The sequence below is a fragment of the Sphingomonas sp. LY54 genome (assembly GCF_035594035.1).
In the GTDB taxonomy this organism is placed as follows: Bacteria; Pseudomonadota; Alphaproteobacteria; order Sphingomonadales; family Sphingomonadaceae; genus Allosphingosinicella.
Genome location: NZ_CP141588.1, coordinates 1149212 through 1161497, shown reverse-complemented (window position 1 = coordinate 1161497; position 12286 = coordinate 1149212). Strand labels below are relative to the sequence as shown.

Below are 12286 nucleotides of genomic sequence, written 5' to 3'. Positions count from 1 at the left end.
GATGGCGCTCGCGGATCCGGAGGAGGTGCGCATGCATCTCGTCGCCGCCGCGCGCGCCGGCCACGCCCTCACTTATTCGGAGATGCTGGAGCGGCTCGGCTATCATTTTTCGCGGCCCAAGATGCGCCAGCTCTGCGCCGTGCTCGGCACGGTCGACGAGGAGGCGGAAGCGCGCGGCGAGCCCGAACTGGCGGTGCTCGTCGTCCGCCAGAGCGACGGCATCCCGGGCCAGGGCTGGTGGGTTGCGGGCGGGGCGCGCAGTCGCGGCTATGAAGGGCCGTGGGAGGGGCCGGAAGCCGAGCGCTTCATAGCCTCGGTCCAGGCCGAAACCTTTGAATATTGGAAAGTCCGATAATAGGACAGCGCATGTAAAGCTGCCGGATTAACTACGTCCGCTCACCCATTTACCGGGCGAATCGTGGCATAGGACAGGCGATGATCAAGCGTCTCGCCCGGCTTTTCCATTTCGCGACCTTCGCTGCTTTGGTGATGCTCGCTGCCTGTGGCCGCGGCTCGGACGAGGCCGAGCTCGCCGATCTCGACAACCAGATCGCCGCCAACGACACCGATCCGGCGCTGACCAGCGCGCTCGAGGACCAGATCCTGGTCGACCGCGATCTGGTCCAGCAGTCCAATCGCAATGCGGTTCGTCCGCCCGAAACGCCGGTCCAGGCGCAATATCCCGTCGGCGCGGAGAGCGCCGGCCGGTCCGCGTCTGCACCGGCGACCGCCGGCCGGCCGGGTGCCGGCCTCGCCGCTGAAGCCACGCGCTGCGGCGAGGATCGTCTCGATTACGATGCCGCCTGGGCCCGGCGACTGCCGGCCCCCTTCACGGTCTATCCCGGCGGCCGGGTCACCGAGGCCGCGGGTCGCGACGCCGCCGACTGCCGCTTGCGGGTGGTGACGTTCACGAGCGGCGAGGCGCCGGGCCGGTTGCGCGACTGGTATCGGGCGCGCGCGATCGGCGCCGGCTATTCGTCCGAGCAGCAGCAGCGCGGCACCGACCTCGTCCTCGCCGGCACCAATGCGGCGGGCGCCGCTTATTTCCTGATCCTGACTCCGCTCGATGGCGGCGGCACCGACGTCGCCTTGATCGCCAATAGCGGCTGACGCGCCGACAGGCGGCCTGGGTACTGGCGGATCGGGTCCGGCCTCGCTACATCGCCGGCCATGCCCAACCTGCTTCTCATCATGCTCGGCGGCGCGCTCGGCGCCGGCCTGCGCTATCATGTCGGCAGGCTGGCGCTGCACCTGCTCGGCCCCGCCTTCCCGTGGGGAACCTGGCTGATCAATCTCGGCGGCAGCCTGATGATGGGCCTCCTCGCAGGAATCGTCCTGCGCCAGGGCGCGCCGGGCGAGCCGCTTCTCCTGTTCGCGGGCGTTGGCCTGCTCGGCGGCTTCACCACCTTTTCGGGCTTCAGCCTGGAGATGGTGCAGATGCTCCAGCGCGGGGAGGCCGTGCTCGCCGCCGCCTACGCCGTTTCTTCCGTCGCCGGTTCGGTGATGCTCCTCATTTTGGGCCTCTGGCTCGCCAAGGCTCCCGCATGACCAAGTCCGATACCTCCAAAACCGCCGCCTCCGATCAGGTCCGCCAGTTCAAAGTCGCACCCGACGATGACGGCATCCGCCTCGACCGCTGGTTCAAGCGCAACCTGCCCGATGCGACCTTCAACCTCGTGTCGCGATGGTCGCGCACCGGGCAATTGCGCGTCGATGGCAAGCGTGCCGCGCCGGGCGACCGGATCGAGGCGGGGCAGGTCATCCGCGTCCCGCCGGCCGAGGCGCCCGCGCCCGAAAAGGCGCGCCCGACCGTCCAGCGCCAGGCGCTGAGCGAAGACGAGATCGCCTATGTCAACGAGATGGTGATCCACCGCGACAAGGCCGCTTTCGTCGTCAACAAGCCCCCGGGCCTCGCCACCCAGGGCGGCACCAAGACCAGCACCCATCTCGACGGGCTGCTCGACGGACTCGCCGACGAGCGCGGCGAGCGCCCCAAGCTGGTCCACCGGCTCGATAAGGACACGTCGGGCGCGCTTCTGCTGGCGCGCAGCGCCCGCGCGGCCGCCGCTTTCTCCAAGAGCTTCTCGAGCCGCACCGCGCGCAAGGTCTATTGGGCCCTGGTCGTGGGCGTTCCCGAGATCCGCGACGGCTTCATCGACCTGCCGCTCGCGAAGCAGCCGGGCACCGGCGGCGAGAAGATGCATGTCGACGAGGAAGAGGGCTTGCCCTCGCGGACGCGCTACCGGGTGATCGAACGCGCCGGCAACCGTACGGCGTGGGTCGAACTGCAGCCCCATACCGGGCGCACCCACCAGCTTCGCGTCCATATGGCGGCGATCGGCTACCCGATCGTCGGCGACGGCAAATATGGCGGCCAGGACGCCTTTCTGACCGGTGCGATCAGCCGCAAGCTGCATCTCCACGCGCGTCGCATCCGCATCGACCATCCCGACGGCGGCCAGGTCGACGTCACCGCCGAGCTGCCCACCCACTTCGCCGAGAGCCTGGCGTCCTTGGGCTTCGAGATCGAGCAGGGCGACCTGCCGCTCGACGAGATCAAATTCTCCGAAACCGCGGAGGGCAAGCGCAAGGCGGCGTCGGCCGCCGCCAAGGCGCGCCGCAAGGACCGCAAGGGCGAGCGCAGGGGACGCGGACGCGCGTGAACCGGCTCGCCATCTTCGATTGCGACGGGACTTTGGTCGACAGCCAGATCAACATCTGCCTGGCGATGGAGGACTGCTTCGCCCGCGCCGGGCTCGATGCGCCCGAGCGCGAGCGCACGCGCCGCGTCGTCGGCCTCAGCCTGGTCGAGGCGATGCAGGTGATGCTTCCCGAGCATGAGCCTGAATTCCACGTGCGCCTTGCCGAGGATTACAAGCTGGCCTTCCACCGCCTGCGCGGCAAGGGCCTGGTCGACGAGCCGCTGTACGAGGGTATTGCCGCGCTGATCGAGCAGCTCGACCTGGATGGCTGGCTGCTCGGCGTCGCCACCGGCAAATCGGATCGCGGCCTCCGCATCTGCCTCGACCATCACGGCCTGAAGCCGCGCTTCGTGACGCTGCAGACCGCCGACCGTCACCCGTCCAAGCCGCATCCCTCGATGGTCGAGCAGGCGATGGCCGAGGCCGGGGCCGCGCCCGGGACGACGCTGATGATCGGCGACACCAGCTTCGACATGGCGATGGCGCGCGCCGCCGGTGTCACCGCGATCGGGGTCACCTGGGGCTATCACGACGCGGAAGAATTGGTGGCGGCCGGGGCGGACCATATCGTCGCCCATCCGTTGGACATCCTCGAACTCGCAAAGGCGCTTGCATGACCCCTGAGCAGGAACAGGCGATGTGGCGGAACCGCTTCATCATGATGAACGTGGTGCGGATTGCCGCCACGGTCGTGGTGCTGATCGGCCTGCTCATCTGGCAGACCGGCATGGTTCGCGAAGGTGGAGCGCCCGAGATCGGCCTTCCGATGGCGCTGATCGGCCTCGTCGCCAGCTTCGGCGCGCCGAAATATCTGGCGCGCAAGTGGCGGACGCCCGAGCCTTGAAGCGCTTTTATACGCAGGCGTCGGCCCGTCCGCTCGACGGCGCCTGGCAGATCTTCCTCGACGACCGCCCGGTAAAGACGCCGGCGCGCAACCCGCTTGTCGTGCCGACCGAGGCGCTCGGCCGGGCGATTGCGGCCGAATGGGATGCGCAGGGCGAGAAGGTCGATCCGCGCTCGATGCCGCTGACCGGCCTCGCCAATGCGGCGATCGACCGCGTCGCGACCGATCGGGAGACATTCGCCCGCGGCCTCGCGTCCTACGGCGAGAGCGATTTGCTCTGCTACCGCGCCGAGCACCCCAATGCTCTCGTCGAGCGCCAGGCCGAGCATTGGGACCCGATCCTGGCTTGGGCGCGGCGCCGGTTCGATATCGATTTCGAGATCGTGTGCGGCGTCATGCACAAGGCCCAGCACGAAATGACGCTGAAGCAGCTCGATCAGGCCATCGCCACGCGCGACCCGTTCGAGCTGGCGGCCCTGGCGCCTTTGGTGACGATCACCGGCTCGCTGGTGATCGCGCTGGCGCTGGCCGAGGAGGCCGTCGATCTCGGCCGCGCCTGGACCGCTGCCACCGTCGACGAAGCCTTCCAGGCCGAGCACTGGGGCGAGGATGCCGAGGCCACAGCCATGCTCGACAACCGTCGCCGCGACTTCGAGGCCGGCTACCGCTTCCTGACCCTGCTCAAACCTCGCTAGGCGCGTCCGTCGGCACGCGGCGGACCCCGCCCAGGAACCAGCGCGCGATCACCAGTCCCGCGACCGCGAGCGCGAGCGCGTCGGCGATGAACAGGTAGATGAAGTGGCCCCAGTCGTGGTGATACCAGATCGGCTCTCCGAGATGGGTGTAGGCCGCGCCGGCGACCGCGAACAGGATGATCAGCCGGGCCTGCGAGGGGAAATCGGTCACACGTCCGGCCACGGCCATCAGTGCCGCGCCGATCAGCAGTGCCACGACGAAGTTGAAGATCAGTCCGCCCACGATGGCGCCCGGATCCGCGACCGAGAAGCCGCCGACATTGTAATGGACGGTGGCGATCGGCCCCTGGCCGTACATCACGGTCTGCTCGGGCGTGTCGGCGCCGGGGATGAAATAAGTACCCGTGGCAGGGAGGTTGGCGGCCAATGCGCGCTGCACGGTCGCGGCCTGGGCATTGTCGATGCTGCCCGTGCCGAGCTTCATCAGCGGCGTGGCGAAGAAGATGAAGCCGATGATGAACATGGCGACGGCCGCGGCCATGGCGCCGATGATGATGCGTCCCATGCGTTCCTCCCCTTATTCTGCCTGCGAAACAGTATCGAAACGCGGCGGAACGGAAAAAGACGCGTCAGCCGATCAGGCCGCGGACGAAATCGGTGAGGCCGATGCGGCGCGAGCGCTTCATCCGCTCGGCTTCGAGGATCGAATGCACCTTGTCGAGGCAGACCCCGGCATCCTCGTTGATCAGCACATAATCATATTCAGCCCAGTGGCTGATCTCGGCAGCGGCGCGTTCCATCCGTCCGTGTATGACTTCCTCGCTGTCGGTGCCGCGCGCGCGCAGGCGGCGCTCGAGCTCGTCCATCGAGGGCGGGAGGATGAAGACGCGGACGATGTCAGGGTCGACCTGCTTCAATTGCTGGGTGCCCTGCCAGTCGATGTCGAGCAGCACGTCGCAGCCGTCCTGGATCGACTGGCTGACTTCGGAGATCAAAGTGCCGTAGCGCCGTCCGAAGACGTGCGCCCATTCGAGGAACGAGCCGCTCTCGACCATGCGATCGAAGTCCGCGTCGGTCACGAAATGATAGTCGCGGCCGTCGATCTCGCCGTCGCGGATCGGCCGCGTCGTCGCCGAGACAGACAGTGAAATGTCCTGGTCGCGCGCCAGCAGCATCTTGGCGATGGTGGATTTGCCCGCGCCGCTGGGGCTGGAAAGGACGAACAGCAGCCCGCGCCGCCGGAGATTCTGACTGGTGGCCATGCGCGCTAGTGGCGTGGGGCAAGGGTGCCCGTCAAGCCGCCGGCCATGGCCGGCGAGGAAAAGGCCGGCGCTCCGCGGGGGCATGCGGGCCGCCGGTACGCCTGCGCTTCAGGCGGGAAGAAGGTGTCCCGCGCGGCGGTACAGCCGGTCCTTGATCGCCAGCTTCAGTTTCTTGAGCCGCTGCATCCGGAAGACGTCCGGCGCGCGGCGCTTGCGCTCGCGGCGTATCTCGTCGTCCAGCTTGCGGTGGACGGAGGCCATACGGGCGATGATGGGGTTCATGTTCAGCTTCCTCAATCGATGTGAAATCGATCGGGCTAGCTGATGCAGAGACAGGGGCAATTGAACCTGCATCGAGCTAACCCGATGCGGTCCGACATCACGACTGTCGCAGGGACAGCCGCCAGAGGGGCCCGGTCCGCTCCTTCAAAATATGGGAGGCGGGGGCGAATTCAAGTGCTATCGGTACGGCAATGTTACGGTTCGTCGCGCTTCTGAGAGCCGTCAATGTCGGCGGCCGCAAGGTCCCCATGGCGGAATTGCGCGATCTTTGCGACGCGATCGGCTGGACCGACGTCGCCACCTACATCCAGAGCGGCAACGTCGTTTTCTCGGCTCAGGGCGAACCGGAAGGGCTCGAGGCGCAGCTCGAGAAAGCGTCGGCGGAGCGGTTCGGCATCGCCGTCGACGTCGTCGTCAGGTCGGCAGCGCAATGGGCGGCGCACGCCGCGGCCAACCCCTTCGCGGACGCATCTGCCGCACGCCCCAACCTCGTCATGCTGCTCGTCTCGAAGGCGCCGCCCGCGGTCGGGGCCGCTGCCGCCCTTGAGAGGCGCGCGGCCGACGCCGAAAGGGTGGCTGAGGCCGGTGGCGCGCTGTGGATCGATTATCCCGCCGGTTCGGGCCGATCGAAGCTGACGCCGACCCTGATCGATCGCGCCATCGGCTCGCCCGCCACCAGCCGCAACTGGCGGACGGTGCAGGCGCTCTGCGAAATGCTCGCGCAATGAGGGCGATCGAGCGGCGCCACTGGCTGATCGCGGCCTTGATGGTCGCGCTGACGATAATCGTATTGCTGGCCATGGGCCGTCCGCCGATCTGCACCTGCGGCGACGTCAAATTGTGGACCGGCGCGGTGCAGAGCGCCGACAACAGCCAGCATATCGCGGACTGGTACACGCCCAGCCACATCATCCACGGATTTCTCTTCTACTGGTTCGGCTGGCTTTTCCTCCGCCGCAACCCATTCGGCGAACGCTGGCTCGCCGCGGTGGCGATCGAGGCCGCCTGGGAACTGCTGGAGAACAGCCAGTTCATTATCGACCGCTATCGCGAGGCGACCTTCGCCTTCGGCTATAACGGCGACAGCGTGCTGAATTCAGTGGCCGACATCGGCTGGATGACGCTCGGCTTCCTGCTGGCGCGCCGCCTGCCGGTCTGGGCGACCGTTGCGATCGCAATCGCATTCGAGCTGCTGACCTTGTGGACGATCCGCGACAATCTGACGCTTAACGTCCTGATGCTGGTCGCGCCGGTCGACGCGATCCGCGTCTGGCAGGCCGGCTGAGCGTCAGCCCGGCCGGCGCGCCAGCGGCATCGTCAGACAATGGACGCCGCCGCCGCATCGCACGAACTGGTCGATCTCCACGGCAATCACGCGATAGCCGAACTCGGCGAGCTTCAGGTTGATGCGGCTGCAGCCCGCCGACGACAGGATCCGGCCGCCGCCGAGGCTGACCAGATTGGCGCCGAGCTGGCGGACCTCGTCGAGGGTGACGGGGATCAGCTCGACGCCGAGCTTGCGGATTCGCTCGACGAAAGCCGGCTCCAGCGCTTCGATGCAAGCCACCGCGCGGTCGCGATCGAGCATCGTGAACAAGGTATCGAGATGCAGATGCTCGGGCGCGAAGCGGGTGACGATAGCGTCCCACCCGCGCCGCTCGAACAATCGCGCGAGCGCCTGCGCGCCGATCCTGTCGGTGCGTTCGCCCGAGTAGCCGATCACGATCGTGCCCGGCCGCAGCAGGCAGATGTCGCCGCCTTCGATGCTCCCTTCCTCGATCGCGCCGAGATAGGGGACGCCCGAGGCCTGCGCCTCTGCCAGAACATGGCAGACTTCGCGCGCCCGATGGCCGAGGGCAGGCCGAAGCGCGAGCAGACCCCACGGCGTCATCAGCGTCGAATCGCGTGTGAACGACAGATCGGGCATGTCGCTCGCCGCCGGCACGACGTGGCAACGCACGCCTTCGTCATCGAGTGCCCGGACCAGGGCCTGGTGCTGGCGTTCCGCGGTCTCGGCGCAGCAGACCAAGCCTTGCGCGAGCGCGTCGATGGCGACGCTGTTGCACGGCACGATCTCGAGATGCGGCGGCGGCGACACCATCACGTCGGTGAGGCGGCCATATTCGGAATCGACACCCCAGCGGGGACGAACCTCGGAGAGGACCAGGCCGTCGCCGATCGCGGGCTCGGCCGGCGTAAAGTCGAACAGCATGCAAGTCTCTGCTTTTGGCCAGAAAGATCGGCGGTTGGTTACGGGAGCTAAACCAAGCAACCGTGCGCGCGGTTCCGTAGAAGTGGCTGATCTCGATCAGTTCAGCGGCCGAGCATCGCTTCCGGGCGGACAATTCTATCGAACGTCTCGGCGTCGACGAGGCCGAGGGCGAGCCCCGCTTCGCGCAGCGTCAGCCCCTGTTCGTGGGCGTGCTTGGCGATCTTCGCCGCGTTGTCGTAGCCGATTTCGGGCGCCAGCGCCGTCACCAGCATCAGCGAGCGTTCCAGCAACGCCGCGATGCGGGCCTCGTCGGGAGCGAGTCCGTCGAGCGTCCGCTCGGTGAAGCTCTCCATGCCGGTTGAGAGCAGGTCGATCGAGCGCAGCACATTGGCGCCGATCAGCGGCTTGAACACGTTGAGCTCGAGATGGCCCTGCAGTCCGCCGACCGTCACGGCGACATGGTTTCCCATCACCTGCGCCGCCACCATCGTCAGCATCTCGGCCTGGGTCGGGTTGACCTTGCCCGGCATGATCGAGCTGCCTGGCTCGTTCTCGGGCAGCCTCAGCTCGCCAAGGCCGCAGCGCGGGCCGGAGCCGAGCAGGCGGATGTCGTTGGCGATCTTGCTCAGCGACACGGCCAGCACGTTGAGCACGCCCGAAAGCTCCACCAGCGTGTCGTGGGTCGCCAGCGCCTCGAACTTGTTGGGCGCCGTCTCGAACGGAAGCTGGGTAAGCTTCGCCATCTCCGCGGCGAAGGCCTGGGCAAAGCCGTCCGGCGCGTTGAGGCCCGTGCCGACGGCGGTGCCGCCCTGGGCAAGGCGATAAAGGCGCGGCAGGACCGCCTCCACCCGCGCGATGCCGTCGGTGAGCTGCTGGGCGTAACCGGAAAATTCCTGGCCGAGCGTCAACGGCGTCGCGTCCTGGAGGTGGGTGCGGCCGATCTTGACGATCCGGTCCCAGGCCTCGGCCTGGGCGGCAAGGCGATCGCGCATCCGCGTCAGCGCCGGGATCAGCCGCCGTCGGACGGCCCGAGCCGCCGCCACGTGCATCGCGGTCGGGAAGCTGTCGTTGGAGGACTGGCTCTTGTTGACATGGTCGTTGGGATGGACCGGCTCTTTGCCGCCGCGGCGGCCGGTCAGCACCTCGTTGGCGCGCCCGGCGATCACCTCGTTGGCGTTCATGTTCGATTGCGTGCCGGAACCGGTCTGCCAGATGACCAGCGGGAACTGGTCGTCATGCCCGCCGGCTGCGACTTCGGCCGCGGCCTGCTGGATCGCCTCGGCGAGCCCGGCGTCGAGGCCGGCGATCCGGGCGTTCACCCGCGCCGCCGCCTGCTTCACGAAGCCGAGCGCATGGAGGATCTCGGGCGGCATCTGCTCGCGCGGGCCGAACGGGAAATTGTCGATCGAGCGCTGCGTCTGCGCGCCCCAATAAGCGTCGGCCGGCACTTCGATCGGGCCGAAGCTGTCACTCTCGGTGCGCATCTCGCTCGTCATCGGCTCCCCCGTTTAAGGGGCTCGACAGGCTCGGCCCGGACGGCCGGCCGCGAACGCCCCTATTTCTTGCGGCTGAAATCCACGGAAACGACATTCGATCCGTCCCCGGCCGGCTGCGGCGCAGGCGGATGGTCGTTCTCGGCTTCCTCATGCTCCTGCGGGGCTTCCTCGGCCTGCGCCTGGAACTGGAGCGCGAAGTTGACCGCCGGATCGACGAAGCCGGTGATCGCCGCGAACGGAATGACCAGACGCGCCGGCGACTGGTTGAAGCTAAGGCCGACCTCGAAGCCGTCCTCGCCTACCTTCAAATCCCAGAAGCGGTTCTGGATGACGATCGTCATCTCGTCCGGGAACCGCTCGGAAAGGTGCTTGGGGATGTCGACGCCCGGGGCGGCGGTCTTGAAGGTGATGTAGAAATGGTGCTCGCCCGGCAGCGTGCCGGTCGCTTCGACTTCGCCAAGCACACGGCCGACGACCGCGCGCAGGGCCTCCTGCACGATTTCGTCGTAGGGAATCAGGCTATCGGGCGTGTCGTCACTCATTTTGGCATCTGGTAACGAAGCCCCGTGACGGGTCAAGCGCGTTGCTCCTAACATGCGTGCTTGTTTGATTCCGCCGTTCCCGAAGGACCCTGCCGATGCCGATCGATGCGACCAAGCCCTACGATACAAACAATATCTTCGCCCGCATCCTGCGCGGCGAGATTCCCTGCTCGAAGGTCTATGAGGACGAGCATGCGCTCGCCTTCAACGACATCAACCCGCAGGCGCCGACCCACATCCTCGTCATTCCCAGGGGCGCCTACGTGTCGTGGGATGACTTTTCTGGGCGCGCATCGAACGAGGAGATAGCCGGCTTCGTCCGCGCCGTCGGTCGCATTGCCCGTGAAGCGGGGCTGCTGGAGCCCGGCTATCGCCTGCTCGCCAATGCCGGGCCGGACAGCGGCCAGGAAGTGCCGCATCTCCATGTCCATATCTTCGCCGGACGGCCGCTCGGGCCGATGCTGTCCCGCTAGAACCCATTCACTTTTCCTTCACGTGAATAGGCGGCATTTTATCTAGGCGGGCCTGGAATAAGCCGCTAGGTTCCGCGCCGATAACAACCAGGCACGGCGCAGTGACGCCGTGCTCCCAAGGGGGACGGACATGATATTCGGGCGCGTAAAGCCTCTCGATGCCATTCTTGCTACCGCCGAAAAGAAATCGCTGCACCGCACGCTGGGCGCGCTGCAACTGACCTTGTTCGGCATCGGCTGCGTCATTGGCACGGGCATCTTCGTATTGACTTCGGCCGGCGCGCAGAAAGCCGGTCCGGGGCTCATGCTGGCCTTCGCCATCGCCGGCGCGATCTGCATCGTCGCGGCGCTCTGCTATGCTGAGATCGCGGCAATGATCCCGGTGGCGGGCTCGGCTTACACTTACACCTATTCGGTCATGGGCGAATTGCTCGCCTGGTCGGTGGGATGGGCCCTGGTTCTCGAATATGCAGTGGCCGCGTCGGCCGTGTCGGTCGGGTGGTCCGGCTATTTCACAGGGACCATACTCAACCAGTTCCTGGGGGTTCAGCTTCCCGCGTTCCTCAGCGCCGGCCCGCTCGCGCTGGGCGGCGCTCCGGGCGGCTTCATCAATCTGCCGGCGGTCGCCATCGCCCTGCTCGTCACGTGGCTGCTGATGATCGGCACCACCGAGAGCGCGCGCGTCAACGCCGTGCTGGTGGCGATCAAGGTCGCGGCGCTCACGGCGTTCATCGTGCTGACGCTGCCGCGGTCGGATCTCGATAATTTCAACCCGTTCCTGCCGGCCGGCGTGTTCGGCGGGTTCGGCTCGGGCATCGGCGCCGTCGGCGCCGCGGCGACGATGTTCTTCGCCTATGTCGGCTTCGACGCGGTTTCCACCGCGGCCGAAGAGACTAAGAACCCGCAGCGCAACGTCCCGATCGGTCTCATCGGCTCGCTGCTCTTCTGCACCGTCTTCTACATCCTGGTCGCGGCGGGCGCGATCGGCTCGGTCGGAGGCCAGCCGATCATGGGGCCGAACGGCATCCCCTTCCCGGCCGGTTCGGAAGAGCTCGCGCGCCAGTGCGCGTTGCCCGAATTTGCCGGCATGCTGGTCTGCTCGAACGAGGCGCTGGCACATGTGCTGCGCGAGATCGGCTTCAGCGGCATCGGCAACATGCTGGGCATCGCGGCGTTCGTGGCGCTGCCGTCGGTGATCCTGATCCTGCTGTTCGGTCAGACCCGCATCTTCTTCGTGATGTCGCGCGATGGACTGCTGCCGGAGGGTCTGTCGAAGATCCACCCGAAGTGGAAGACGCCGTATGTCGTGACCGCGATTACCGGCGCGGTGGTCGCGTTCACAGCCGCCTTCCTGCCGGTGGGTCAGCTCGCGGACGTCGCCAATGCCGGCACGCTCTACGCCTTCTTCATGGTCGCGGTTGCGGTCATGATGCTGCGTCGGAGGGAACCGAACAGGCCGCGTCCGTTCCGGACCCCGGCCCTGTGGCTCGTCGGTCCGCTCACGATCGCGGGCTGCCTGTTCCTGTTCTTCAACCTGCCGTTCGAGGCGATGATCGTGCTGCCCGCCTGGGCCGCGATCGGCTTCGTGCTCTACTTTGTCTACGGCTATCGCAACAGCCATCTCGGCCGCGGCCACGTCGAGGTGCACGAGAGCGATATTCACGATATCGAGCCGCCGATCCCCGGCATCGACGAGGAACGCCCGACGGTCCGCTGATCGCACCGCCCCTCTCTCGCCCGGCGGGAGAGGGGAGTCGGCAAATGAAAAAGGGAGGCCG

At 67.1% G+C, this 12286-nt stretch carries 17 protein-coding genes; 11 read left to right on the top strand and 6 right to left on the bottom strand.

Annotated elements, in window-relative coordinates:
* The first annotated feature begins 31 nt into the window (after positions 1–31).
* The 7 genes from SH591_RS05940 to SH591_RS05910 all read left to right on the top strand — a co-directional run bounded on the left by SH591_RS05940 (position 32) and on the right by SH591_RS05910 (position 4241).
* Positions 32–355 carry a ribose-phosphate pyrophosphokinase gene (locus SH591_RS05940; protein ID WP_324750937.1) on the top strand — a complete coding sequence of 108 codons (324 nt, stop codon included), beginning with the start codon at positions 32–34 and terminating at the stop codon, positions 353–355.
* An 80-nt stretch (positions 356–435) separates the two neighbouring features.
* Complete coding sequence (locus SH591_RS05935; protein ID WP_324750936.1) at positions 436–1110, top strand: hypothetical protein; 675 nt, start codon at positions 436–438, stop codon at positions 1108–1110.
* Positions 1111–1170: 60 nt separating this feature from the next.
* Entirely contained in the window at positions 1171–1548 is a 378-nt protein-coding gene (locus tag SH591_RS05930) for a fluoride efflux transporter FluC (protein ID WP_324750935.1), read from the top strand.
* Positions 1545–2663: an RluA family pseudouridine synthase gene (locus SH591_RS05925; RefSeq protein ID WP_324750934.1), complete on the top strand. Its 1119-nt coding sequence runs from the start codon at positions 1545–1547 to the stop codon at positions 2661–2663. The genes SH591_RS05930 and SH591_RS05925 overlap by 4 nt, the downstream gene beginning before the upstream one ends.
* Positions 2660–3319: an HAD-IA family hydrolase gene (locus SH591_RS05920; RefSeq protein ID WP_324750933.1), complete on the top strand. Its 660-nt coding sequence runs from the start codon at positions 2660–2662 to the stop codon at positions 3317–3319. Before SH591_RS05925 ends, SH591_RS05920 begins: the two co-directional genes overlap by 4 nt.
* The gene (locus SH591_RS05915; RefSeq protein ID WP_324750932.1) at positions 3316–3546 is read left to right on the top strand and encodes a hypothetical protein; all 231 of its coding nucleotides are present in this window, start codon (positions 3316–3318) and stop codon (positions 3544–3546) included. Before SH591_RS05920 ends, SH591_RS05915 begins: the two co-directional genes overlap by 4 nt.
* Entirely contained in the window at positions 3543–4241 is a 699-nt protein-coding gene (locus SH591_RS05910) for an ATP12 family chaperone protein (RefSeq protein WP_324750931.1), read from the top strand. The genes SH591_RS05915 and SH591_RS05910 overlap by 4 nt, the downstream gene beginning before the upstream one ends.
* On the opposite strand, the gene SH591_RS05905 is transcribed toward SH591_RS05910, so the two are convergent.
* The 3 genes from SH591_RS05905 to SH591_RS05895 form a co-directional block, all read right to left on the bottom strand.
* Positions 4228–4806, bottom strand: coding sequence for a hypothetical protein (locus SH591_RS05905; RefSeq protein WP_324750930.1), 579 nt, complete (start codon positions 4804–4806; stop codon positions 4228–4230). The two genes, SH591_RS05910 and SH591_RS05905, sit on opposite strands and share 14 nt — an antisense overlap.
* A 64-nt stretch (positions 4807–4870) precedes the next feature.
* Positions 4871–5503 (bottom strand): guanylate kinase, encoded by a 633-nt coding sequence (gmk, locus tag SH591_RS05900; RefSeq protein ID WP_324750929.1) that lies wholly within the window; start codon positions 5501–5503, stop codon positions 4871–4873.
* A 108-nt stretch (positions 5504–5611) separates the two neighbouring features.
* Positions 5612–5785: an HP1242/YdcH family protein gene (locus SH591_RS05895; protein WP_324750928.1), complete on the bottom strand. Its 174-nt coding sequence runs from the start codon at positions 5783–5785 to the stop codon at positions 5612–5614.
* A 191-nt stretch (positions 5786–5976) separates the two neighbouring features.
* Between SH591_RS05895 and SH591_RS05890 the strand changes: the two genes are divergently transcribed.
* Both SH591_RS05890 and SH591_RS05885 read left to right on the top strand, forming a co-directional pair.
* Positions 5977–6513, top strand: coding sequence for a DUF1697 domain-containing protein (locus SH591_RS05890; RefSeq protein ID WP_324750927.1), 537 nt, complete (start codon positions 5977–5979; stop codon positions 6511–6513).
* A complete protein-coding gene (locus SH591_RS05885) occupies positions 6510–7070 on the top strand; it encodes a DUF2585 domain-containing protein (RefSeq protein WP_324750926.1) in 561 nt (186 codons plus the stop codon). Before SH591_RS05890 ends, SH591_RS05885 begins: the two co-directional genes overlap by 4 nt.
* Before the next feature lie 3 nt (positions 7071–7073).
* On the opposite strand, the gene SH591_RS05880 is transcribed toward SH591_RS05885, so the two are convergent.
* From SH591_RS05880 to SH591_RS05870, 3 genes are all read right to left on the bottom strand, one after another.
* On the bottom strand, positions 7074–7997 hold the full coding sequence (locus tag SH591_RS05880; RefSeq protein ID WP_324750925.1) for a dimethylarginine dimethylaminohydrolase family protein: 924 nt from the start codon (positions 7995–7997) through the stop codon (positions 7074–7076).
* Between the two features lie 101 nt (positions 7998–8098).
* Positions 8099–9493, bottom strand: a complete 1395-nt coding sequence (fumC, locus tag SH591_RS05875) for a class II fumarate hydratase (protein WP_324750924.1) — start codon at positions 9491–9493, stop codon at positions 8099–8101.
* 59 nt (positions 9494–9552) lie between these two features.
* The gene (locus SH591_RS05870; RefSeq protein ID WP_322831995.1) at positions 9553–10035 is read right to left on the bottom strand and encodes an SspB family protein; all 483 of its coding nucleotides are present in this window, start codon (positions 10033–10035) and stop codon (positions 9553–9555) included.
* 95 nt (positions 10036–10130) lie between these two features.
* Between SH591_RS05870 and SH591_RS05865 the strand changes: the two genes are divergently transcribed.
* The gene (locus tag SH591_RS05865; protein ID WP_324750923.1) at positions 10131–10508 is read left to right on the top strand and encodes a histidine triad nucleotide-binding protein; all 378 of its coding nucleotides are present in this window, start codon (positions 10131–10133) and stop codon (positions 10506–10508) included.
* Between the two features lie 130 nt (positions 10509–10638).
* Positions 10639–12225, top strand: coding sequence for an amino acid permease (locus SH591_RS05860; RefSeq protein WP_322831993.1), 1587 nt, complete (start codon positions 10639–10641; stop codon positions 12223–12225).
* The last annotated feature ends 61 nt before the right edge of the window (positions 12226–12286 follow it).